Genomic DNA, 22087 nt, shown 5'->3' with positions numbered 1-22087 from the left:
GGCAACGTCGACCGCCGTCAGCGCGTGCGGTTGAGGAGCTCCTGAAGCATGCTGATCACGCCCTGCTCGGCGTTCGACGGGGCGCGATAGCGCGCCGCGGCCGCCACGTCCGGGTGGGCGTTGGACATCGCGAACGACAGATCCGCGTGCGACATCATCTCGAGGTCGTTGAGGAAGTCGCCGAAGACCGCGGTCTGCGCCTCCTTCACGCCGAGCGATTCCTGCAACGCCGCCAGGGCCCGCCCCTTGTTGACCCCCGGAGCCATCACGTCGGCCCAGTGGTGGTCCGACACGACGATGCGCACGCGATCGCCGAAGGGCTCGAGATCCGCCGCTGTGCCCCCGGCACCGCCGAAGTCGTAGATCGCCACCTTGAGGAACTCGTCGTCCGCATCGAGCAGAGAGTCGAGCACGGTGAGCGCCTTGTAGTAGTGCACGACCTTGTCCATGAACGCGTGGTCGGTGCGCTCGACGTACGCGGAACGCTTGCCGCACAGGACCACGCCCAGATCGGCGCCGGCGGCGGAACGGGCGCGCAGCGCCTCGATCAGAGCGGGTACCACGCCATCGGGCAGGGGATCCGAGCTGACCTCCTGGCCCTCCTTGACCACGTAGGCGCCGTTCTCCGCGATGTAGTCCAGCCCCTCGCCCACGCGCCCGAACTGCTCGGCGAGCGTCGCGTACTGACGCCCCGACGCCGGGGCGAAGGCGATGCCGCGGGCGTGAAGCGCCTCAAGCGTCGGCCACAGGTCGTCTGGGATGCGCTTGTGCTCGTCCAGCAGTGTGCCGTCCATGTCGCACACCACCAGTCTCAGGTCGAGGGGGGCGTCCGGAAGCTGGTCGATGAAGCGAGAATCCACGCCTGGAATGCTACCGGGTGCCGCCTCCGCGCCCGCCCACGGGATACTAGGCGCATGACAAGCCTCGTGTCCGTGACCTCACCCGAGTGGCCGTCCGGCTCGGACGACTCTGCGGGGCCCACGCTCCTGCTGCTGCACGGCTTCGGCTCGAATGAGCAGGACCTGGCCGGACTCGCGCCGCTGCTCCCGCGCGGACTTGCCTGGGCCTCGGTGCGCGCCCCGCTCGAGATGGGGTTCGGAGGGGCGGCATGGTTCCCGCTCCAGCCTCCGACGCTGGCCTACAGCCCTGAATCGGTCGAGTCCGCGACCCACGACCTCTGGGGCTGGATCGACTCGCACGTACCCGACGGGATGCCGCTGCTCCCCCTCGGCTTCTCTCAGGGCGGCCTGATGGCACTCCAGCTCCTGCGCACGCGCCCCGAGCGGCTCGCCGGCGCGATCGTGCTGTCGGGCTTCGTCGCCGACGTGCCGGGGGCCGCCGATGAGCGGCTCGCTGCCCTGCGGCCTCCTGTGCTCTGGGCGCATGGCGACTCGGACACGGTCATCCCGCCGGCCGAGATCGCGCGAATGGAGCGCTGGCTGCCCACACACACGGCCGCGACCATCCGCCTCCATGACCGGCTCGGGCACGGCATCGACGATCGGGTCCTGGACAACGTCCGGGACTTCATCGCCGGGTTGAACTCCTAGACGGTCGCACCACAGGGCGCACGGATCCCTTCGCGCACGCGGGCCCCACGAGAGCCCCTGCGCGATGCTCCCTGGGCGCTCCCACCGACGGTGGCACCGGATGCAGCTCGACTGTACTAGACTGACTAGTCAGTACATAAGGAGTGACATGTCCACCTCATCCACGCTCGCTCCGACGCACGGTGCGCCGGTGGCGACTCCCCCGGTCCTCGACATCCGCGGCGCGAGCGTCGCGACGCGAAGGGCGACCGTCTACGGCCCGCTCGACGCCCGCATCGCGGCGCCCGTCACGCTCGTGCTCGGCGATCGCGGCTCAGGACGCACCTCGCTGCTGCTGTCCCTCGGCGGTCGCATGCGCGTGTCCTCCGGAACCATCCGCACCCTGGGCCACGACGTCACCGTCGATGGTCGCCGGGTGCGCGAACTCACGGCGCTTGCGGGCTTCGCCGCCATCGATCGACTCGACGACTCCGCCCGCATCTCCGAGGTCGTGAGGGAGCGGCTCACGTGGCTCGCGCCCTGGTACCGGCGCGTTCCGACCCCGACCCCCCGCGAGGTGCACGATGCCCTCGCCTCCGTGTTCGGCGAGGTTCCGGTGCCGACGTCCGGGAGCTTCGTACGCGACCTGACAGAGGGACAGGACCTGCTGCTCCGGGTCGCACTCGCATCGATCGAGAAGCCCCGCGTGCTGCTCGTCGACGACCTCGACGACGTCAAGAACCCCAGCGAGCGTGCCCAGGTGGCCGCGCGACTGCAGGCGCTCACCGAGGCCGGCGTGTCGGTCGTTGTCGGCTCGGCCGACCCGCGAGACGCGGACCTCTTCGACGACCGCCTGCTCGCGACGCTGACGCTGTCGCGCTGATCTACGAATCGAGTCTCACCCCATGTCCATCCTCTCCCCCGGCACCGAGCTGTCCCGCTTCCGCTCCGGACTGCTCCCCCGCATCGCGATCGCGGTGCTGCTCTTCATTCCTCTCATCTATGGCGCGCTCTACCTCTGGGCCTTCTGGGCTCCGACGGACAATCTCGATGAGGTCGCCGTCGCGCTCGTGAACGAGGATGAGGCGGCGACCCTGACCGACGGCACGACGCTGGACGCGGGCGATGAGGTCGTCGATGCCCTCCTCGACTCGGCGGACCTCGGCTGGGTGCTGACCGACGCCGCCGACGCTGCAGCGGGCGTCTCTGACGGCACCTACTACTTCTCCGTCACGATCCCCGCCGACTTCTCAGCCGAGATCGCCTCCGCCGAGGGGGACGACCCGGAGGCGGCCGACCTCGAGGTCCACTACAACGAGACCAACAGCTTCCTCGCGACGACGCTCGGCAGCTCCGCGATGCTCCAGGTCCAGGAGGCCGTCTCCGACACCATCTCCTCGCAGACCGCGCTGACGCTCATCGAAGGAGTCGAGGAGCTGTCGGAAGGGGTGTCCGACGCCGCCGCGGGCGCGACCGGTCTGGACGACGGGACGCAGGCCCTGGCGAATGGCGCCACGGAGCTCTCCGTTGGGCTCGGCGAGCTCGCAGACGGCAGCTCGACGCTCGCCGCTGGGACCACCTCCCTCTTCAGTGGGACCGTCGTCCTCGCGGACGGGGCGGACACCCTCGCAGACGGCACCGCCGCCCTGTCGGAGGGTGCGAGCTCCCTTGCGTCGGGTGCGAGCGACCTCGCGGACGGTGCCGACGCCCTCGAGAACGGCACCGAGGACCTCGCCGCGGGAGCTACCACGCTCGAGGGCGGCGCGGACGACCTGTCCGACGGCCTCGCCGAGTTGGACGACGGAGCGGCCACGCTCGCCGCGGGCCTTGCCACGCTCGACGCCGAGGCACCGACGCTCGCAGCCGCGACCGGTGACCTCTCCGACGGTGCCGCGCAGCTCTCGACGGGGGCCTCGGCGGTCGCCCAGCTCGCCGCCGCGTATCCGACGATGACCCTCGCTCAGCTCGACGCGACGCTCGCCTCCTCAGGCACGAGCCTGTCCGCGATCGCGGCGGGCGCATCCGCGCTCGCCGACGGCACCGAGCAGCTGAACGCGACGGTCACCGAGACCGTCGATGCGGACAGCCCCTCGCTCGTGGACGCGATCGCGCAGCTCGCCGCAGGCGCGGATGCGCTCTCGGCGGGGCTCGACGATGCGAGCGACGGCGCGACCGCGCTGGCCTCAGGCACGTCAGACCTGGCCGAGGGTGCGGCCCAGGTGGACGAGGGAGCCGCGACGCTCACGTCCGGAGCCGTGAGCCTGGCCGATGGCGCCGCCGATCTGTCGGACGGGGCCACGCAGGTCGACCTCGGGGCCGACGAGCTCGCCGCCGGGGCGACCGATCTCAGCGACGGCGCCACGCAGGTCGACGACGGCGCGTCCGCACTCGCCGAGGCGAGCACTCAGGCCGCGGCGGGATCGTCGGACCTCGCCGACGGCGCCGAGGAGGTCGCCGACGGCGCATCGACCCTCGCGGTCGCGCTCAGCGAGGGCGCGGACGAGGCTCCGTCCCTCACGACGGCGCAGGGCGTCGCGCTCGCGGACGTCGTCGCCGACCCCGTGGTGCTCGACGAGGCGACAGACAACGAGACGCAGGGATTCGGGGAGGGCTTCGCGCCGTTCTTCATCGCCCTCGCGACGTTCGTGGGAGCGCTCATCACGTGGCTCATCCTGCGGCCGCTCCCGGTTCGCCTCCTCGCGACGCGCGCCTCGGGGCTGCGGGCGGTGCTCACGGGCTTCGTCCCTGCCGCGCTCCTCGGCCTGGGACAGACGATCATCATGATGCTCGTCCTGGTCATCGGCATCGGGATCACCCCCGTCCACCTGGTCGGGATGACGCTCTTCGTGCTCCTCACCACTCTCGCGTTCATGGCCCTGCAGCAGATGCTGGTGGTCCTGCTCGGTTCCGCCGCCGGCCGCGTCGTGAGCCTCGTGCTGCTCATGCTGCAGCTGTCCTCGTCGAGCGGCACGTACCCGGTCGAGACCTCGCCTCAGTTCTTCCAGGTGCTGCACCCGTACATGCCTGCGTCCTACGTCGTCGACGGCTTGCGCGCGCTTATCGGCGGTGGCATCGACGCGCGCTTCTGGGCGGCTCTCGCCTATATGGTGGGCCTGCTGGTGGTCTCGATCGCTGTCAGCGCTTTCGCCGCCAGCCGTCAGAAGGTGTGGACGATCGCCCGCCTGCACCCCGAGCTCACCATCTGACGCGCGAACTCACGAGGAGAACCCATGGCACGGCCGTCGACCAGGCTCGCGATCCTTGCCGCCGCGGTGACGGTCGCCGCTCGACAGGGAATCTCCTCGGCGACGATGGACGCGGTGGCCGACGAGGCCGGCGTGGCCAAGGGCAGCCTCTACTACAACTACCCGAACAAGGACGCGATCTTCGAGGCCGTCATGCGCGAGGGCTTCGAGGGGCTGCGGGCTCGTGCCGAAGGAGCGCGCGCGGATGCCGCTCCCGGCGACGCGCTCCTCGCGGTCTCCGTCGCCTCGCTCGAGGCGCTGCGCGAGAACACCGACCGCGCGAAGGTCATGGCCGCGGAGCTGTTCCGGACCGACAGGCCGTGGAACGAGGCCGTGGCGTCGGCGCGACAGAGCCTCGTCGAGGTCTATCTGCGGGCGATCCGCGACTCGCATCCCGACGCGCGCGCCCGCGCGGAGGTCTCGGAGATGACTGCGGGCGCCTTCATGGGAGCGCTCGTGGGGGCCGCGCTGTCGTGGCTCGTGCTGCACCCTGAGATGACGTCCGAGCAGGTCGCGGGCGAGGTGCTCGCCCTGACGAGGCTCGGCTCGCGCGAGGCTTCCCTGGACTAGCGGCTGCCCCTCGCGCTCAGGAGAGCGGCGCGGGATCCGCGGCGCACGACGCGTCCGCGGGATCTGCGGCGCACTCGGCGTCGGCAGGCTGCGGATCGGCCGCGCACTCGCTCGACGCGGCAGGGTCCGCGAGACACGCGGTGATCTCCATGCGCCGATCGGGATCCAGCCGGCCGAGGATCTTGAGGCACAGCGACGCGAGCTCGTCCACCTCGCCGTCCGTGAGGTCCTGGAGCACCATCGAGCGCACCGCATCGGCGTGCAGCGGGAGGCTCTCCCGGTAGCGCTCCCGCCCCGCGGCGGTGAGCACCGCGTTGAACGCGCGCCCGTCCTCGGGGCAGGCCTCGCGTGCCACCAGCCCCTTCTTCTCGAGCGCGGTCACCACGCGGGACAGCCTCGGAAGCGTCGCGTTGGTGCGGGACGCGAGTGCGCTCAGCCGGACCCTGCCCGCCGGCGCCTCCTGCAGCGCCTCGAGCAGGGTGAACTCGAAGGCCGTCAGCGAAGCCGCGGCCATGTGCTTGTCGAGAGCGGACGGCAGCAGCTCGAGCAGCGCGTGCAATCGAGCGACCGCCACGCGCTCCTGCTGCCTCAGCAGCTCCTCGGTACGTGTCGTCATGACGCCATCCTATCAACTACTTGCAGATACAACTAGAGTGCGCTACCGTCGTAGTTGTAGGTACAACCAACCGCCTCGGAACCGGGGCGCAGATCAGAAAGGCGGGCCCCCTCATGGCCACCACCACCATCTTCGGCACCGGCAACATGGCGAACGCGATCGGCGGCGTCCTCGCCGACGGCGGCAGCTCCGTCACCTACATCTCCGAGGAGCAGTCGGGCACCGCTCCGATCGAGGGCGACATCGTCGTCCTCGCGGTCCCCTACCCCGCCGTCGACGCCATCATCGCCGCCTACGCGGACCAGCTCGCGGGCAAGATCGTCGTCGACATCACGAACCCCCTGGACTTCTCGACCTTCGACTCCCTCGTCGTCCCGGTCGGCAGCTCCGCCGCCGCGGAGATCCAGGCCAAGCTGCCCGGGTCCAAGGTGCTCAAGGCCTTCAACACCACGTTCGCCGGCACGCTTGTCGCGAAGAAGATCGGCGACCTGCAGACGACCGTGCAGATCGCCGGTGACGACGCCGACGCCAAGGCTGCTCTCGCCGCCGCCGTCGAGGCCGGTGGCGTGGCCGCGATCGACGCGGGCGCCCTCAAGCGTGCGCACGAGCTCGAGGCCTACGGCTTCCTTCAGCTGACCCTCGCGGCCGCGGAGAAGGTCTCGTGGACGGGCGGCTTCGGCGTCGTCCGCTGAACCACCTCGTGACCAGGCCCGGTCGAGCATCGCTCGGCCGGGCCTCACGCGTCCCCCCGCACCCACGACATTGGAGTCCCCCATGCGCGCCAGATCCACCCGCACCGTACTGATCGTCTCCGCTGGCCTCGCTACCGCCATCGTCGCGGCGGCCGCCATTCTTCTCACGCGGGGCGGCAGCGCCGACGCCGCTCCCGTGTCCGCGCTCGGCGAGGGGACCGCCATGGGCGCCGTCGAGCTCGCTTCGTCCGACCCTGAAGCGCTTGCCGAGTTCTACACCGCAGGCGTCGGGCTGGAGGTGCTCGCCGAGGAGGAAGCCGCGGTCTCGCTCGGCGTCGGCGGCGCCGAGCTGCTGCGGATCGTGACCAGCGACGCACCCGCCGACGATCCCGCCGAGGCCGGCCTCTACCACTCGGCATTCCTGTTCCCAGATGAGAGCTCGCTCGCGGAGGCGATCCTGCGCACGGCGCAGGCCTACCCGTCGTCGTTCGACGGCTCCGCCGACCACACCGTGAGTCAGGCCTTCTACTTCGCCGATCCCGACGGCAACGGCGTCGAGCTGTACGTCGATCGCCCGGCGGAGTCCTGGCTGTGGACGGAGGGAGAGGTCACGATGGGCAGCTATGCGCTCGACCCGAACGCCTTCATCTCCGAGCACCTGGACGCCGAGGCCGGCATCACCGTGCCGGACGGCGTCGTCATGGGACACGTGCACCTCCGGGGCGGCAGCCTCGAGGAGGCCGAGGCCTTCTACGAGGATGCTCTCGGCATGGCGGTCACCGCGCGAGCCACGGGCGCCCTCTTCTTCTCGGCGGATGGCTACCACCACCACCTCGCGGTGAACGTGTGGTCGTCGGAGGGCGCCGGAGCGCGACCCGAGAGCCAGGGGCTGTCCGTCGTCACGGTCACGGTCGCGGGAGCGGATGAGCTCGACGCACTCGAGCAGCGGCTGACCGATTCGGGCGTCGCCTACGTGCGCGAGGACCAGGCGGTGCGCACCGAGGATCCGTGGGGCACCCGCATCGTCGTGACCGCCTGACTCCCCCGGACGACGAAGGGCCCGGACCACTCGTGTGGCCCGGGCCCTCTGTCGTACCTCGGGGTGGAACCTGCTCGCGACAGCCAGGCCCCGCATCGTCCCTGGGCTGTGAACCGCGTCAGGTCAGCGCAGGCGTCCGCCCGAGACTCGGCGCCACACGTTCGTGTCGGCAAGGTCGAGGATCTCGTCGCCGCGGCCCGACATCACGGTCTTGAGGGCCCAGAGGGCGAAGCCCTTCGCCTGCTCCGCGGTCACGGTCGGGGGCATGGTGAGCTCCTCGCGCGCGGTGACGACGTCGACGAGCACGGGGCCGCGGGTCGAGAAGGCGGTGCGCAGGGCACCCTCGAGGTCCTTGCCGTCCTCGACGCGGATGCCCGTGATGCCCATCGCACGCGCGACCGCGGCGAAATCGGGGTTCTGCAGGCCGGTCGCGTAGGTCGGGATGCCGGCGGCCTTCATCTCGAGCTCGACGAAGTTCAGCGACGAGTTGTTCGACACGACGATCTTCACGGGCAGGTCGTTCTGGACGGCGGTGAGAAGCTCGCCCATGAGCATCGTCAGTCCGCCGTCGCCGGACAGCGCGACCACCTGGCGTTCGCGGTCCTGCGCCTGAGCGCCGAGGGCCTGTGACAGGGCGTTCGCCATCGAGCCGTGGTTGAACGACCCGAGCAGGCGGCGTTCCTTGGTCATCTCGAGGTAGCGGGCCGACCATACGGTCGGGCTGCCGACGTCGGCAGTGAAGATCGCATCGTCCGCGGCGACGCGTGAGACCGTGCGCGTGAGGAACTGCGGGTGGATCGGCTTCTTGCCGTCGTCGTAGGCGAGCGCGTCGAGGTCCTTGCGCGTGCGCTGATAGTGCTTGACCGAGTCCCGCAGGTGGCGGCCCTCGCGGCCCACGCGGAGCAGGGGCAGCAGCGCCTCGGCGGTCTCCTTGACCCCTCCGACGAGGCCGAAGTCGATCGGCGTGCGGCGGCCGAGGTTCTCCCCCTTGATGTCCACCTGCACGATCGTCGCGTGCTCGGGATAGAACTGCCGATACGGGAAGTCGGTACCGAGCATGAGCAGCGCATCCGCCTTCTCCATCGCGCGATATCCCGACGCGAAGCCGATGAGGCCGGTCATGCCGACGTCGTAGGGATTGTCGTACTCGATGTGCTCCTTGCCGCGCATCGCGTGCACGATCGGCGCCTGGAGCCGCTCCGCGAGCGCCATGACCTCATCGTGGGCACCCGCGACGCCCGAGCCCGCGAGGATCGTCACGCGCTCGGCGTGATCGAGCGCCTTGGCCACGGCCTTGAGCTCGTCCTCGGAAGGGACGATGCGGGACGCGGTCGCGACGATCGGGGCCGTCGGTCGACGCGTGGGCGCGGTCTGGAAGAAGATGTCGGAGGGCACCGCGACGACGGCCACGCCGCGCTGCTCCACCGCGGCGCGCATCGCGGTCTCGAGCACCCACGGCAGCTGCGAGGCGTCGGACACCAGCTCGGAGTAGACCGAGCACTCGCGGTACAGCTCCTGCGGGTGGGTCTCCTGGAAGTAGTTGGAGCCGATCTGCTCGAGCGGGATGTGCGAGGCGATCGCGAGCACCGGCGTGTGGTTGCGCTGCGCGTCGAACAGCCCGTTGATGAAGTGCAGGTTGCCCGGTCCGGAGCTCCCGGCGAGCACCGCGATCCGGCCCGTCACGTCCGCGTCGGCGCCGGCCGCGAAGGCCGCGGCCTCCTCGTGGCGGGTGTGCATCCACTCGATGCGGCCGTCGACGCGCAGCGCGTCGGTGAGCGCGTTGAGCGAGTCTCCCGCGATGCCCCAGATGCGGGTCACGCCGGCGCGCACGAGCGTGTCGATGAAGGTGTGGGCGACTGTCTGCGCCATGGCTCTCTCCCTGTGTGGTGGCTGCCTTCGGGCCCGACGTCTCTCGGGCTCATTATGTGTACGTCGTGTCCACTAAATATATTCCGAAATTCCGCGAAGGGCGTCGAATGGCTTCGACGCCGGACCGATATGCTGAACACGATGTCCACCTCAGCCGCTTCAGATCCCGGGGCACGCACGCGCGGCCGGCCCCGCGACCCTGCGCTGCGCGAGCGCATCCTCGATGCCGCCGCGACGCTCGCGATGACGGCCGGCATCGAGCTCGGCTTCGAGCGCATCGCGCAGGAGGCCGGTGCGAGCCGCACCACGCTCTACCGCTGGTGGGACAGTCCGCAGGAGCTGCTGCTGGACGCGATGCTCGAGCGCACCCGGTGGTCGCTCGACCACGACTCCGAGGGCACGGCAGCCGCGCGACTGCGCGCTCAGGTCATCGACGCAGTGGAGATCCTGTCGGCCCCGGACACCGGGCGCCCGCTGCGCGCGCTCGCCGCGGGAGCGCTCACGAACGAGAAGGTCCGCGCCTCCTTCATCGAGCACTGGCTCGAGCCCCGACGCGCGGTCGCCGCGACCATCCTCGAGGACGGCATGATCACCGGCGAGTTCCGCCAGGACCTCGATGTGCAGGCCGTGATCGATGCGCTCTTCTCACCGATCTATCACCGGCTCCTGCTCACCCGGATGCCGCTCGGCCGCAACTTCGGCGAGACGCTCTGGAACCTGGTCGAGCCGGGGCTCTCCCCCTCCTGACGACCTCCGGCAGCGAACGGGCCGACCTGGCACCCGGCGCGGCCTAGGAATCCAGCAGGCTCCTGAGCCACCCCGCGCCCTGCGATCGTGCGGTCGCCGGAAGCCTCGCCAACAGCCCTCGATCCGAGCTCACCACGGTGACGGACGCACCGCCCGCGACGAGGGACTCCGCCTGAGCCACGATCTCACTGTCGCCGTCCGCGGTCGCCTTCACCACCTCGACGGTCCCACGCGAACCGACTCCCCTCGCTGCGCCCTCCACGACCGCGACGACCCGGGGCATCACGATCGCGGCGTCGATCCCGAGGTCCTGCGCGGGCAGCCCCGCTCGCGCACGTCGGTCGAGGTCGTCGAGAAGTCGGTCCGCGGCGCTCCGCCGGTCCTTCCACCACCCGTCGGGCCTGGCGCCCACCACGTTCGCGACATCGACCAGCAGGACCGGCCGGTCCGCGAGCACGGACCGCAGCCGCGTCCACGTCGACGCGAAGCCAGGATGCAGCGGCAGGCCCTCGACCGACTCGAGCGGGACCCAGGCGAGCGCGAGAGACTCGGCGTCGACGATCGCCGGCTCGAAGGGGCGGATCACCTCGCCGATGACCGTCGTGTACGTCCAGACCTCGAGGTCCAGCACGAAGGCGGCACGCGGCACGATCGCGTCGCGCGGCACCGCGGCCTCCTCCGCCGACTCCCGCAGCGCACCGTCGAGAGCGGATTCCCCCATGTGCCGTGCCCCGCCGGGCAGGCCCCAGGTGCCGCCGTGATGACTCCACTCGGCCCGATGCTGGAGGAGCACTCCCCTGCCGGGATCGTGCGCGAGCAGACCCGCCGCCCCGTTGAGCCCCCAGTACCGCTCCCCCGACGCGGCGACGACCCAGTCGTCCGCCCTGTCCCGCTGCCTGTGAGGCATGCGCGGGGACGGCTGTCCGGGAGGGGACTCGTGGGTCACGTCGTCAGGCTCGCACACGTGCGCCGCGCCCGCCGTCAGGCGCGCGCGCTGCTGTCCGCGACCTCGCGCATCGCCTCGCCGAGGATGTCGATCCCGCGGTGCAGCTCGTCGTCGGTGATGGTCATCGGCGGTGCGATCCGGAAGACCCCGCCCATGCCCTTGAGCTGCCCGATGTTCATGTGCAGGCCGCGCCTCAGGCTGGCCTCGGTCACCTGCACGCCGAAGCTCTCGGCGGGTTCCTTGGTGACCCGGGAGCTCACGATCTCGATCCCCTGGAGCAGCCCACGTCCCCGGACGTCACCGATCTCCTCGAAGCTGTCCTGGAGCGCCCGGAGCCGCTCGGTCAGCTGCGGTCCGAGCTCTGCGACGCGCGCGACGAGCCCCTCGTCCTCGATGACCCCGAGCACCGCGAGAGCGACCGACGCCGCCAGGGGGTCGTTGACGTGGGTCGTGTAGAAGAGGAAGCCGTTGTCGTGACAGCGCTTCTCGATCGCGTCGCCCGTCATGACCGCGGCCACCGGCAGGCCGGCGCCGAGCGTCTTGGACAGGGTGAGGATGTCGGGCGCGACACCGTCGCGCTCGAACGCATACATGAGGCCGGTGCGCCCCAGGCCCGTCTGGGCCTCGTCGAGCACGAGGAGCGCACCTCGCTCGTCGCACCAGCGACGCAGCCGCGCCAGGTACCCGAGCGGAAGCTCGATGATGCCGCCGGAGGACAGGATCGGCTCGACCAGCACCGCGGCGATCGAGCCCGTGCTCGCGCGGTCGACGGCGTCGAGACCGTACTCGAGCTCGGCCTCCCAGTCGTACGAGCCGTCCGCCGCGCGGAACGGCGAGCGATAGGCGTCCGGCGTGGGCAGCGCGTGGAGGCCCACACCCATCGGGCCGTACCCGCGCCGCCCCGCGGAGAACGTCGCACCGGAGGCGCCCCCGGTCATGCCGTGCCACGAGCGGTTGAACGACACCACCTCGTAGTGTCCCGTCGCGCTCTTGGCCATCTTGATCGCAGCCTCGTTCGCCTCGGCGCCGGTGGTGAGCAGCAGCATGCGCGACAGCGACGCCGGCAGCGTCGAGGCGAGGCGCGCCCCGAGCTCAACGACCGGGCCGCTGAGCATTCCCGAGAACAGGTGGTCGAGGTTGCTGACGCTGCGGGTGACGGCCTCGACGATCGCAGGATGCGAGTGCCCGAGCACGGCGCTCATCTGGCCCGACGTGAAGTCGAGCAGCGCGTTGCCCGCCTCGTCGTACACGAATGCACCCTCGGCCCGCGCGATGAGGCGGGGCGTGAAGGGTGCGCCGTAGCGCACGAGGTGCGTTCCCTGCTCGTCCCAGAACTGCGCGGGATTCATCGGGTCTCCTTGAGTCGCGGTGTCAGCCGAAGTAGCGCCCCGGCCGGTGGTTGATGGCGATGACGAAGTTCAGCAGCACTGCACCGACGATCGAGCACAGGAGGATCCACCAGTCGACGAGCGCGAGGGAGGCAAGGACGACGAGGAGGTCGAGGGCACCCTGCACGTAGCCGGCGCGGATGTTGAAGCGCTCCTGCGCGTAGGCCGCGAGGATGCCGAACCCACCCGCCGAGGCGCCGTGCCGGAAGAGCACGAGCATTCCCATGCCGATCGACAGTCCTGCGAAGATCGCCGCGTACATCGGGCTCAGGTCGCCGATCTCGATGAAGTGAGGGTGCAGCGAGGAGCCGATCGACACGAGGGCGACGGCGATCAGGGTCTTGATCGTGAACGTCCAGCCGAGCCGCTTCACGGCAAGGTAGTAGAACGGCAGGTTGATGACGAAGTAGACGACCCCGAAGCCCCAGCCGGTGAGGTACGTCGTGAGGAACGCGACACCGGCGAGCCCCCCGGACACACCCGCGATGGCCTTGAGCAGATAGATGCCCCACGACATCATGAACGCGCCCACGACGAGCGCGAGGGCGTCCTCCCACAGGGCGTGCTTCTTCACGTCGAGCGGCGGCTCGATGACGGTCACGTTGGTTCCTCCGGATCAGGCGCAGCCTCAGCCGCCGCGCGAACCGCACCATTGTGGTGCATGGAGATGTCGCTCAGGTTTCCCTGAGGTCCCATGCCGTCACGCGCAGCTCCGCTGGCGCTCGGGCCTGCCGGGCCGATCAGCCTGTCGCAGCTACACACCTCCGTCGCGGGACGCGTCGACGAGCAGCACGTCGTCCAGCACTCCCGCGACGATCTCCGCGCCCGAAGGCGACATCGTGATCGTGTAGTGGTTGAAGCCGTCGACGCGCTCGTGCATGACGGGAGTGTCGACGAGCAGCGGCTCGAGCACGTCCGCCGGGTACAGGCCGGGCGGTTGTGCGGTCAGCCCGAGCGGCACGGTCAGCAGCCGCGTCGGCACGGCGAGCGCGTCCCAGGCCTCGTGCAGCGCCGAGCCGGTGAGCAGATCGGCGGTGTCGGTGGCGGCCGTCTCGTACGCCGTGGCGGGGCGGAGGCCATCCCCGTCGGGGACCAGGTCGTAGGCGAAGTACGCCTCGAGCGAGGGGCTCCACTCCCCCACGAACGCGGGATGCGCGCGCCAGAAGTCGAGGTACGCCTGGGTGTCGGGGAAGCGCATCCGCAGCCGGGCCGCCGTCGGCCCCAGGACCATCTCCATCGCCTGTGCTGCGGAGATGCCCGGAGGAAGTCCGAGGGGCACGCCTCCGTCGACCATGACGAGCGATGAGGTCAGATCGGGATGGCGCGAAGCCGCCGTGACCGCGACGAACGCCCCCATCGAGTGACCGAGGATCACTGGCGACCGCAGACCGAGCGCGGCCGCGATCTCGGCGAGGTCGTCCGCGTGCGAGGCGAGTCCGCCGTCCGTCTGCAGGCCCTGCGACCGGCCGCGTCCCCGCAGATCCGGGGCCACGAGGCGCAGGTCGGGCGCGGCCTTGGCGAGCCACTCCCACGCGTGGTGCGACGCGGTGATGCCGTGCACGGCGATCACGTCGGCGCGGGCGGGAACGCTCGGCTCCCACACAGCGACGTGCAGCTCGCCGCCCGACACGGGGACGTCGATCTCTCGCTTCGTCATCGCGCGGACCACCCTCCGTCCATCGTGTACGAGGCGCCGGTCACCATGCCCGCGTCGTCCGACGCGAGCCAGCTGACGAGTGACGCGACCTCGGAGGGCTCCACCAGGCGCTTCACCGCGGCCTCGGTGAGCATCACCTTCTCCACCACCTCGGACTCCGGGATCCCGTGAGCGCGTGCCTGGTCGCCGATCTGCTTCTCGACCAGCGGGGTGCGCACGTAGCCCGGATTCACGCAGTTCGACGTCACGCCGTGCGGACCGCCCTCGAGTGCCGTGACCTTCGACAGCCCCTCGAGTCCGTGCTTCGCGGCGACGTACGCCGACTTGAACGGCGACGCGCGCAGGCCGTGGACCGACGAGAGGTTGATGATCCTGCCCCAGCCGCGCGCATACATGCCGGGAAGGGCGGCGCGGATCAGCAGGAACGGTGCCACGAGCATGAGGTCCTGGATGAGTCGGAAGTCCGCGGGATCGAACTCCTCGATCGGGCTCACCCGCTGGATCCCGGCGTTGTTCACCACGATGTCGGCCTCGAGCGAGAGGTCGTCGAGGGCCTCGGTGGCTGAGAGGTCCACGACCCAGGCCTCGCCACCGACCTCCTCCGCGGCGCGGCGGGCGGCCTCCTCGTCGCGGTCGGCGACGACCACATGGGCGCCCTGCGCGGCCAACTCCCTCGCACACGCGAGCCCGATGCCGCTCGCACCTCCGGTGACGATCGCGCGGCGGTCGTCGAGTCGTCTCTCGCTCATCACTGCTCCTGCTCGTCGGTCGTCGCGGCGCGATGGCGACGGAGGCCGCCGTCGATGAAACGCATGGCAGAGGCGAGCACGTCGGGATCGATCGCTGTCGGAGCGGTTCCGGCCTCGTCGCGCTCCCACAGGACGTAGCGCATGCCGATCAGCTCACCGATCCCCATGAGCGCCCATGCGGTCACCTCGGGATCGAGCCCTCCATCGATGTCGCCCTCGTGCTGAGCCGCCGTGAGCCCCTCCCGATAGCCGGAGACGATGCGGGCGTAGTGTTCGCGCATCGTCTCGGGGGACACGAGCTCGGCCTCCCTCACCACCCGGTACAGCGCGGGGTGCTCCGCGGTGAAGCGGAAGAAGCCCTCGAAGCCCCGGCGCTCGGCCTCCATGCGGGTCGAGGCTCCGGCCATCGCCGAGGACATCGCCTGCCGTACCCGGCGGTTGAGATCGAGCACGAGGGCCTCGAAGATCGCCTGCTTGGAGTCGAAGTACAGATAGAACGTCCCCAGCCCGATCCCGGCGCGCTCGGTGATCCTCACGATCGAGGCCTCGTGGTAGCCGGCGTCGGCGAAGACGAACTCGGCGGCCTCGACGAGCCGTGCCCTCGTGGCCTTCCCCCGCTCGGTAAGCGGCTTGCCCGTCGCCTGCGACAGCAGCGCGTCCTCCTCTGCGTCGAGCTGGGTCATCGCGGGCTCCTCTCCGAGGCATGCGCGGCGTGCAGCCGCCTGCGCGACACCTTGTCAAGCGTTCCGGTCGGCAGATCGTCGACGAACATCACGCTCACGGGCACCTTGAACCCCGCGAGTCGGCCCCGGGCATGAGCGATCAGCTCGTCGACGGAGGCGGCCCCGCCGGGATGCAGGCGGACGTAGGCCACTCCGCGCTCCCCCCAGACCTCATCGGGCACCCCGACGACCGCGGCCCTGGACACCGCCGGGTGGTCCTCGAGCACGCGCTCCACCTCGGCGGGGGCGACGTTCTCGCCGCCGGAGATGTAGATGTCCTTGATGCGATCGACGATGCTGAAGTGGCCGCGGGCATCCCTGCGAGCCAGGTCGCCGGTGCGAAGCCAGCCGTCCTGGAGGGCCGCCGCGGTGGATTCGGGGTCGCCGAGATACTCGGTGAACAGGCCTCCGGACCGGACCCACAGCTCTCCCGTGGCCTCGCTGTCGAGCACGAGGTCCGTGGCGGGATCCCGGAGCTGCACCTCGACCATGGGATAGGGCACGCCCACGGAGCCGCTTGCCTCGCCCCGCAGCGCCGGGGGCAGGTGAAGCGTGTTGGGCCCGGCCTCCGTGAGCCCGTATCCGGGCGTGAGGGGGATCGCTCGGCGCTCCCACTGGCGCGCCACCTCCCCGGCGAGCGCGGCCCCACCAGCGACGGCGAGACGCAAGGAGCCGAGGTCGGATGCGGCCCATGCCGGATCCTCGACGAGCAGACGGTACTGAGTCGGGACGCCCATCATCACCGTGACCTGCCTGCTCTCGATGAGGCTGAGGACGCGCGACGGCGAGAACCCCCGCTCAAGGACGACGGTGGCGCCCGAGCGCCAGGCAAGGAGGGGCTGCACGTTCCACGCGGCGACGTGACACTGCGGAAGCACCGCGAGCACGACGTCGTCCTCGCGCATCGGCATAGCCTGGCTGAGCGACTGATTGGTCCAGAAGCACGCCTCATGCGTGAGCACGACGCCCTTCGGGTCCGCCTCCGCTCCCGACGTGAAGATCAGCAGCAGCGGGTCATCGTCCCGCGCGTCCCGTGCCTGGCGGGCGTGGGCGGCGCGGGGCGCGTGGGACTCGACTCCGGACGAGCCGAGCGGCGCGGTCGGCACCCGGTGGGGCGCCGCCACGCGAGCATGTCGCACCGCCGCCTCGTGCTCGTCGTCCGTCAGGATGAGCGCCGGGGCGGTCCGTGCGAGAAGGCGCCCGAGCTCCGACACGGTCAGCCTGTGCGACAGCGGCGCGAAGGTGAGCCCGTCGAGCGCGCACGCGAAGAACGCGACGACGTGGTCGGTCGAGTTCGCGGACACGGTCGCGATGCGGTCACCCGCGCCGTAGCCTGCCTCGCGCAGGGAGTCCGCGAGTCCCCGTGCCCGGGCCGCAAGCGCCTCGTAGGTGAGGGAGACCCCGCCCTCGTCGATCGCCGTGTGGTCGGGCCTCTGCTCCGCCGCGTCCAGGAGCCAGCGTCCGATCGTGTGGCGCGTGCTCATGACTGCCTCGTCTCGACCGGTGTGCGGTTCTCCTCGGAGTCGGCCTCGAGGTCGCTCAGCTGATCGTGGGAGCGCCCGCGCCGGCGCCCGTCGAGCCAGGTGTGCGCGGTGCCGGCGATGCCCCCCGGGAGGAACAGGACGACGAGGATGAACATTGTCCCGAGCAGGAAGAGGGGCTCGCTCAGCGGCACCCGGAGGATCGACGGCAGGCCCGCGATCGCGTCCGATCCCGCGAGAACCGTGAGCCGCTGGTCGAGCACCGTGTAGAGCACGCCACCGAGGATCGCTCCCCAGCGGTAGCCGACCCCGCCCAGCACCACCATTACCAGGACGGTGATCGTGAGATCGGCGGAGACCGCGCGCGGCACCGTTCCCGACTGGAGGAGCATGTACGCGATGCCTGACAACGAGGCGGCGAGCGCGGCGAGCACGAAGAGCACGAGCTTGGCGCGCGTCGGCTCGAGCCCGAGCACGCGCATGCGGAGCTCGTTCTCGCGCGAGGCCCGCGCGAGGTGACCCAGCCGAGACCGGTCGACCCAGACCGCGACCAGGTACACGACGACCAGCACGGCAAGCGTGGCCCAGTACAGGTTGCGGGTGTTCGCCACGCCGACCAGCCAGTCCGGCACGTGATCCGTCTCGAGCGCGAGTCCCTCCTCGCCGCCGGTCACCGACGAGTTCCTGCGCACGAGCACCGATCCGGCCTGGGCAAAGGCGAGCGTCACCATCGCGAAGGGGATGCCGGTGACCCTCATGCTGATGGCGCCCGTCACGAGCGAGATGGCGAGTCCACCGACGAGTGCGAGGACGATGCCGGGCCACAGCGGGACTCCGAGGTTCTCGAGGATGATGCCGAGGCCGTACGCGCCGGCGCCGAAGTACAGCGCATGCCCGAAGGACAGCATCCCGCCGGTGCCCAGGAGCATGTTGTACGACAGCGCGAGGGCGGCGAACACCATCGCGAGCGACAGCATCGCGAGGGCGCCCGGCTGATAGGTGGGTGTCGGGAGGATGCCAGGCAACGAGATGTTGAGCAGCGGCAGGAGCGCCATCAGGGTCACCAGGGCGATGCCTCCCACGGCGACGCCATAGCGGCGGGTGAGCTCGGTCATGCCGGCCTCCTTCCCAGGAGCCCGCGCGGTCGCGCGAGCAGGACGACGGCGAGCGCCACCACGACGATCAGGTCGCCGGTGCCGCTCAGGTAGTAGTTGGCGAACTGCTGGAGCACGGCCACGAGCACCGAGGCGATCGCGGCGCCCGCGAGCGAGCCGAGCCCGCCGATCACGGTCACGATGAACGCGAAGATGAGGAGCCCCTGGCCCAGGTGCGCCGAGACGTAGCCGGTGTAGTGCGCGGCGAGCACGCCGCCGACGCCCGCGGCGGAGCCGCCGATCGCGAAGACCAGGGTGAAGGACTTCTTCACATCGATGCCGAGCGCGGTGACCATCGCGCGGTTCTCGACTCCGGCCCGGATGATCATCCCGAAGCGCGTGTAGCGCAGGAACACGATCAGGCTCGCGAGGAGCAGCGTCGCGGCGATCATGAGGACGAAGTAGACGTTCGGGATGCGCGCGCCGAGCAGGGACGTCGTCTCGTCGAGCCAGGCAGGCCCGGAGATGTACAGGGGGTCGGAGCCCCAGATGCCCTCGAAGAGCGCGACCGAGGCGAACGCGAGGCCCACCGTCACGAGCACCTGCTCGATGTGCCGCTCGTACAGCGGTCTGATGAGGGCGAGCTCGGTGAGCGTCGCGAACACGGTGCCCACGATGCCTCCGATGAGGATGGAGGCGGCGAACGCCACCCACCCCGATGCGCCCATCCGCTGCGCCGCCTCCCAGCCGATGAACGCGCCGAGCGTGAGGAAGACACCGTGCGCGAAGTTCAGCACATGCATGAGGCCGTAGATGAGGCTCAGACCCGAGGCGACCAGGAAGTAGAGCGCGCCGAGGCCGATTCCGGTCGCGAGGACCAGGACGAACGTGCTCATGCGTGCGCCTCCCCCGCCGTCGCCTCGCCGTGGACGCCCAGCAGGCGCTTGGTGAGCGCCGCATCGTCCAGCAGCTCGCGCGCGTTGCCGCGGTGGACCACCCGCCCGCTGTCGATCACGATCACGTCGGTCGCGAGGCGTCGCACCACCTCGAGGTTCTGCTCCACGAGGAGCATCGGCACGGTGAGCGAGGCCTCCTCGAGCGCGTCGGCCACCTCCCCGACGATGCGGGGAGCGAGGCCCTTGGTGGGCTCGTCGACCAGGAGCAGGCGATTGTCGTTGAGGAGCGCGCGAGCGACGGACACCATCTGCTGCTGGCCACCCGACAGGGTGCCGGCCATCTGCTTGCTGCGCGCGACGAGGTCGGGGAACAGCGCGGCGACGAACTCGCGCCGCGGCTTCGCCTGCCGCTCGGCGAGCGCGAGGTTCTCCGCGACCGTGAGCGACGCGAAGACCTCGCGGTCCTCCGGCACGTACCCGACGCCACGACGGACGATCCGGTGCGTCGGCTCTCCGTCGATGCGGTCGCCCGCGAGGGTCACCTTGCCGGAGCGCGAGATGAGGCCGAGGATGCCGCGCAGCGTCGACGTCTTGCCGACGCCGTTGCGGCCGAGGACCGCGGTGATGCCGGTGCTCGGCACGTCGAAGGTGACCGACTCGACGACCTGCTGGCCGCCGATCGACGCCTGCAGGGCCTCGACCTCGAGGATCGGCGCGGTCATGCGGCGTTCCCCAGGTAGGCGCTCTGCACGATCGGGTTGGTCATGATCTGCTCCGGGGTGTCATAGGCGAGGATCGAGCCGGCGTGCATGACCGCCACCATGTCCACGAGCCCGAGCAGGACGTCGATGTGGTGCTCGACCATGAGGACGGTGCGGCGACCCCCGCCGTGGAGGTCCCTGATGCGGGCCACGAGGCCGTCGACGTCGCCGGACCCGACACCGGCCATCGGCTCGTCGAGCAGCGCGATGCCGGTGTCGATCGCCATGAGGGTCGCGATCTCGAGCTTGCGCTTGTCGCCGTGCGAGATGTCGCCCGCCATGGCGTCCATGCGGTGCGCGAGGCCGACCGCCTCGATCGCACCCCGTGCCTTCTCGGTGGCCTCGTCCGTGCGGCGCGGGAACCGCAGCAGCGAGTAGTTGCCTCCGAGCTGCACCTGCGCGGCGATGCGCACGTTCTCCAGCACGCTCAGGCGCGGGAAGTAGCTCGAGGTCTGGAACGTCCGGCCGAGGCCGGCGCGTGCCCGGGCGGGCACCGACATCGAGGTGATGTCGGTGCCGCCCAGGGCGACGGTGCCTGACGTGGGCCGCATGATGCCCGAGATCACGTTGAACAGCGTGGTCTTCCCCGCTCCATTCGGACCGATCACCCCGACCATGGCGCCCGCGGCCACGTCGAGATGCACGTCCTCGAGGATCGTCGCGCCGCCGATGCGGAGGCCGACCCCCTCGATGTGGAGGGAGGGAGGCTGGTCATGCATGCCCATCGCGGCCCTACTCTGCGAGCTCGGCGGGAGCGACGTCAGCGGCTGCCACGACGTCGAGCAGCTCGGGTGCGTACGAGTCGCCGTCGGCCACCAGGGTGACCTGGTACATCTCCTGGAGGAGCGCGTGGTCCGACTCACGGATGGTCGTCGTGCCCTTGGGGCCGTCGAAGCTCCAGCCCTCGAGCGCGGCGATCATCGCATCGACGTCGTCGTATCCGGCCTCGATCGCGTGCACGATCATCAGCGCGGCGTTGAACCCGTCGGGGCTGAACAGGTCCGCGGTGCCGCCCGCGGCCTCGATCGATTCGACCATCGCGGTGTTGACGTCGTTGGACGGACCCCCCGCGAAGTAGTGGTTGAGGAACGAGATCTCCTCGCTCGCCGCGCCGTAGGCGCCGAACGTGGCGGAGTCGCCGAGCCCGGTGACGACGGGGATGCTCGCGAAGACGTCCTGCTGGCTCATCGCCTCCCACATCGCGCCGGAGGTGGCCCCGGCCCACGCGACGAACACGAGGTCGGGATCCGCGTCGACCACCTGCTGAGCGAAGGTGGTGAACTCGGTGACGTCCTCGGCGACGAGCAGCGAGTCGACGTTCGCGCCGTCCGCGCCGAGGATCGCCTCGACCGCGGCCACATTGCCCTGCCCGAAGGCCGAGTCCTGCGCGAAGACCAGCACGTCCTTGCCCGAGATGTCGTCGAGGAACATGCCCGCGGTCGCGACGTCCTGCGAGGACTGCCGTCCCGACCGGAACGTGTAGTCGTTGAGACCGGTGAGGGCGTCCGCCGCGGCGGGGCCCGAGATGTAGAGCACCTGGTTCTGCTCGGCCTGCTCGGCGACCGACAGCGCGACGCCGGAGGACACCGTGCCGGCGATGATGTTCACGCCGTCGCCGATCAGCTCCTTCGTGATCGTCACGGCCTTGTCGACGTCTCCGGCGTCGTCGCGGTAGTCGACCTCGATGACGGTGTCACCCACCTTGCCGGTGCCATCGGTCGCGTAGTCGAGGCCTGCCTCGAACCCTGCCAGGTACTGCTCGCCGTAGCCGGCGAGGACACCGGTCTCCGACGTGATGATGCCTACCGTGACCGCCGTCTCCATGGCGGGCAGCTCGGACGAGGACACCTCATCGGTGGCCTCCGTCTCCGATGGGGCGCATCCTGCGATCGCTAGAGCCGTCAGCGCCGTAGCGCCTGCGAGCAACGTCGTTGTTCCACGCATGTTGGGGACACCTTTCGCCTTTGAAAGTTCCTAACCTGAAAGGTGATTCAGGTTGCGATTGACGCTAGACCGGGACCTAGGTCCTGTCAAGGGAACTGGGTGTCACGTCAACCGTGTCGCGGCGCTGGACGCGCCACGGGAG

General features: G+C 70.4%; 22 protein-coding genes. 7 read left to right on the top strand and 15 right to left on the bottom strand.

The genetic code is table 11. From position 1 onward, the window contains the following. Positions 1–17: 17 nt before the first annotated feature. A complete protein-coding gene (locus tag B7K23_RS10375) occupies positions 18–860 on the bottom strand; it encodes a Cof-type HAD-IIB family hydrolase (RefSeq protein WP_234996499.1) in 843 nt (280 codons plus the stop codon). Between the two features lie 54 nt (positions 861–914). Here B7K23_RS10375 and B7K23_RS10370 point away from each other — a divergent pair, with 54 nt between their 5' ends. The 4 genes from B7K23_RS10370 to B7K23_RS10355 all read left to right on the top strand — a co-directional run bounded on the left by B7K23_RS10370 (position 915) and on the right by B7K23_RS10355 (position 5344). Beyond that, the gene (locus B7K23_RS10370; protein WP_084126509.1) at positions 915–1550 is read left to right on the top strand and encodes an alpha/beta hydrolase; all 636 of its coding nucleotides are present in this window, start codon (positions 915–917) and stop codon (positions 1548–1550) included. Between the two features lie 148 nt (positions 1551–1698). Then, a complete protein-coding gene (locus B7K23_RS10365; protein ID WP_159451383.1) occupies positions 1699–2412 on the top strand; it encodes an ATP-binding cassette domain-containing protein in 714 nt (237 codons plus the stop codon). Between the two features lie 22 nt (positions 2413–2434). Then, entirely contained in the window at positions 2435–4735 is a 2301-nt protein-coding gene (locus tag B7K23_RS10360) for a YhgE/Pip family protein (protein ID WP_084126507.1), read from the top strand. A gap of 24 nt (positions 4736–4759) precedes the next feature. Then, the gene (locus tag B7K23_RS10355; protein WP_084126506.1) at positions 4760–5344 is read left to right on the top strand and encodes a TetR/AcrR family transcriptional regulator; all 585 of its coding nucleotides are present in this window, start codon (positions 4760–4762) and stop codon (positions 5342–5344) included. A 16-nt stretch (positions 5345–5360) separates the two neighbouring features. On the opposite strand, the gene B7K23_RS10350 is transcribed toward B7K23_RS10355, so the two are convergent. Continuing rightward, positions 5361–5960, bottom strand: coding sequence for a MarR family winged helix-turn-helix transcriptional regulator (locus B7K23_RS10350; protein WP_084126505.1), 600 nt, complete (start codon positions 5958–5960; stop codon positions 5361–5363). 113 nt (positions 5961–6073) lie between these two features. Between B7K23_RS10350 and B7K23_RS10345 the strand changes: the two genes are divergently transcribed. Both B7K23_RS10345 and B7K23_RS10340 read left to right on the top strand, forming a co-directional pair. Then, on the top strand, positions 6074–6652 hold the full coding sequence (locus B7K23_RS10345; RefSeq protein WP_084126504.1) for an NADPH-dependent F420 reductase: 579 nt from the start codon (positions 6074–6076) through the stop codon (positions 6650–6652). Positions 6653–6734: 82 nt separating this feature from the next. Further along, a complete protein-coding gene (locus tag B7K23_RS10340; RefSeq protein ID WP_084126503.1) occupies positions 6735–7691 on the top strand; it encodes a VOC family protein in 957 nt (318 codons plus the stop codon). A 123-nt stretch (positions 7692–7814) separates the two neighbouring features. Here the strand turns inward: B7K23_RS10340 and poxB are convergent, their stop codons facing one another. Then, positions 7815–9560, bottom strand: coding sequence for a ubiquinone-dependent pyruvate dehydrogenase (poxB, locus tag B7K23_RS10335; RefSeq protein WP_084126502.1), 1746 nt, complete (start codon positions 9558–9560; stop codon positions 7815–7817). 141 nt (positions 9561–9701) lie between these two features. Between poxB and B7K23_RS10330 the strand changes: the two genes are divergently transcribed. Next, a complete protein-coding gene (locus B7K23_RS10330) occupies positions 9702–10307 on the top strand; it encodes a TetR/AcrR family transcriptional regulator (RefSeq protein ID WP_159451382.1) in 606 nt (201 codons plus the stop codon). A 43-nt stretch (positions 10308–10350) separates the two neighbouring features. Here the strand turns inward: B7K23_RS10330 and B7K23_RS10325 are convergent, their stop codons facing one another. The 12 genes from B7K23_RS10325 to B7K23_RS10270 form a co-directional block, all read right to left on the bottom strand. Next, entirely contained in the window at positions 10351–11253 is a 903-nt protein-coding gene (locus tag B7K23_RS10325; protein ID WP_234996498.1) for an NUDIX domain-containing protein, read from the bottom strand. A gap of 35 nt (positions 11254–11288) precedes the next feature. After that, positions 11289–12602: an aspartate aminotransferase family protein gene (locus tag B7K23_RS10320; protein WP_084126499.1), complete on the bottom strand. Its 1314-nt coding sequence runs from the start codon at positions 12600–12602 to the stop codon at positions 11289–11291. Between the two features lie 22 nt (positions 12603–12624). Beyond that, positions 12625–13242, bottom strand: a complete 618-nt coding sequence (locus B7K23_RS10315; protein ID WP_234996497.1) for a YitT family protein — start codon at positions 13240–13242, stop codon at positions 12625–12627. A gap of 153 nt (positions 13243–13395) precedes the next feature. Then, entirely contained in the window at positions 13396–14298 is a 903-nt protein-coding gene (locus B7K23_RS10310; RefSeq protein WP_084126950.1) for an alpha/beta fold hydrolase, read from the bottom strand. Further along, entirely contained in the window at positions 14295–15047 is a 753-nt protein-coding gene (locus tag B7K23_RS10305) for a 3-hydroxybutyrate dehydrogenase (protein WP_084126498.1), read from the bottom strand. The genes B7K23_RS10310 and B7K23_RS10305 overlap by 4 nt, the downstream gene beginning before the upstream one ends. Further along, complete coding sequence (locus tag B7K23_RS10300) at positions 15047–15730, bottom strand: TetR/AcrR family transcriptional regulator (RefSeq protein WP_084126497.1); 684 nt, start codon at positions 15728–15730, stop codon at positions 15047–15049. Before B7K23_RS10300 ends, B7K23_RS10305 begins: the two co-directional genes overlap by 1 nt. Beyond that, complete coding sequence (locus B7K23_RS10295; protein WP_084126496.1) at positions 15727–17253, bottom strand: class I adenylate-forming enzyme family protein; 1527 nt, start codon at positions 17251–17253, stop codon at positions 15727–15729. The genes B7K23_RS10300 and B7K23_RS10295 overlap by 4 nt, the downstream gene beginning before the upstream one ends. Next, complete coding sequence (locus tag B7K23_RS10290) at positions 17250–18365, bottom strand: branched-chain amino acid ABC transporter permease (RefSeq protein WP_084126495.1); 1116 nt, start codon at positions 18363–18365, stop codon at positions 17250–17252. The genes B7K23_RS10295 and B7K23_RS10290 overlap by 4 nt, the downstream gene beginning before the upstream one ends. Then, positions 18362–19240, bottom strand: coding sequence for a branched-chain amino acid ABC transporter permease (locus B7K23_RS10285; protein ID WP_084126494.1), 879 nt, complete (start codon positions 19238–19240; stop codon positions 18362–18364). The genes B7K23_RS10290 and B7K23_RS10285 overlap by 4 nt, the downstream gene beginning before the upstream one ends. Next, positions 19237–19962 (bottom strand): ABC transporter ATP-binding protein, encoded by a 726-nt coding sequence (locus B7K23_RS10280; protein ID WP_084126493.1) that lies wholly within the window; start codon positions 19960–19962, stop codon positions 19237–19239. Before B7K23_RS10280 ends, B7K23_RS10285 begins: the two co-directional genes overlap by 4 nt. Next, on the bottom strand, positions 19959–20720 hold the full coding sequence (locus B7K23_RS10275) for an ABC transporter ATP-binding protein (RefSeq protein ID WP_084126949.1): 762 nt from the start codon (positions 20718–20720) through the stop codon (positions 19959–19961). Before B7K23_RS10275 ends, B7K23_RS10280 begins: the two co-directional genes overlap by 4 nt. A gap of 13 nt (positions 20721–20733) precedes the next feature. Beyond that, positions 20734–21945 (bottom strand): substrate-binding domain-containing protein, encoded by a 1212-nt coding sequence (locus B7K23_RS10270; RefSeq protein ID WP_084126492.1) that lies wholly within the window; start codon positions 21943–21945, stop codon positions 20734–20736. Positions 21946–22087: the final 142 nt, after the last annotated feature.

Source organism: Demequina sp. NBRC 110054 (assembly GCF_002090115.1).
Classification (GTDB): domain Bacteria; phylum Actinomycetota; class Actinomycetes; order Actinomycetales; family Demequinaceae; genus Demequina.
The sequence above is the reverse complement of the archived record's forward strand: the minus strand, read 5'-3'. Positions and strand labels throughout refer to the sequence as shown.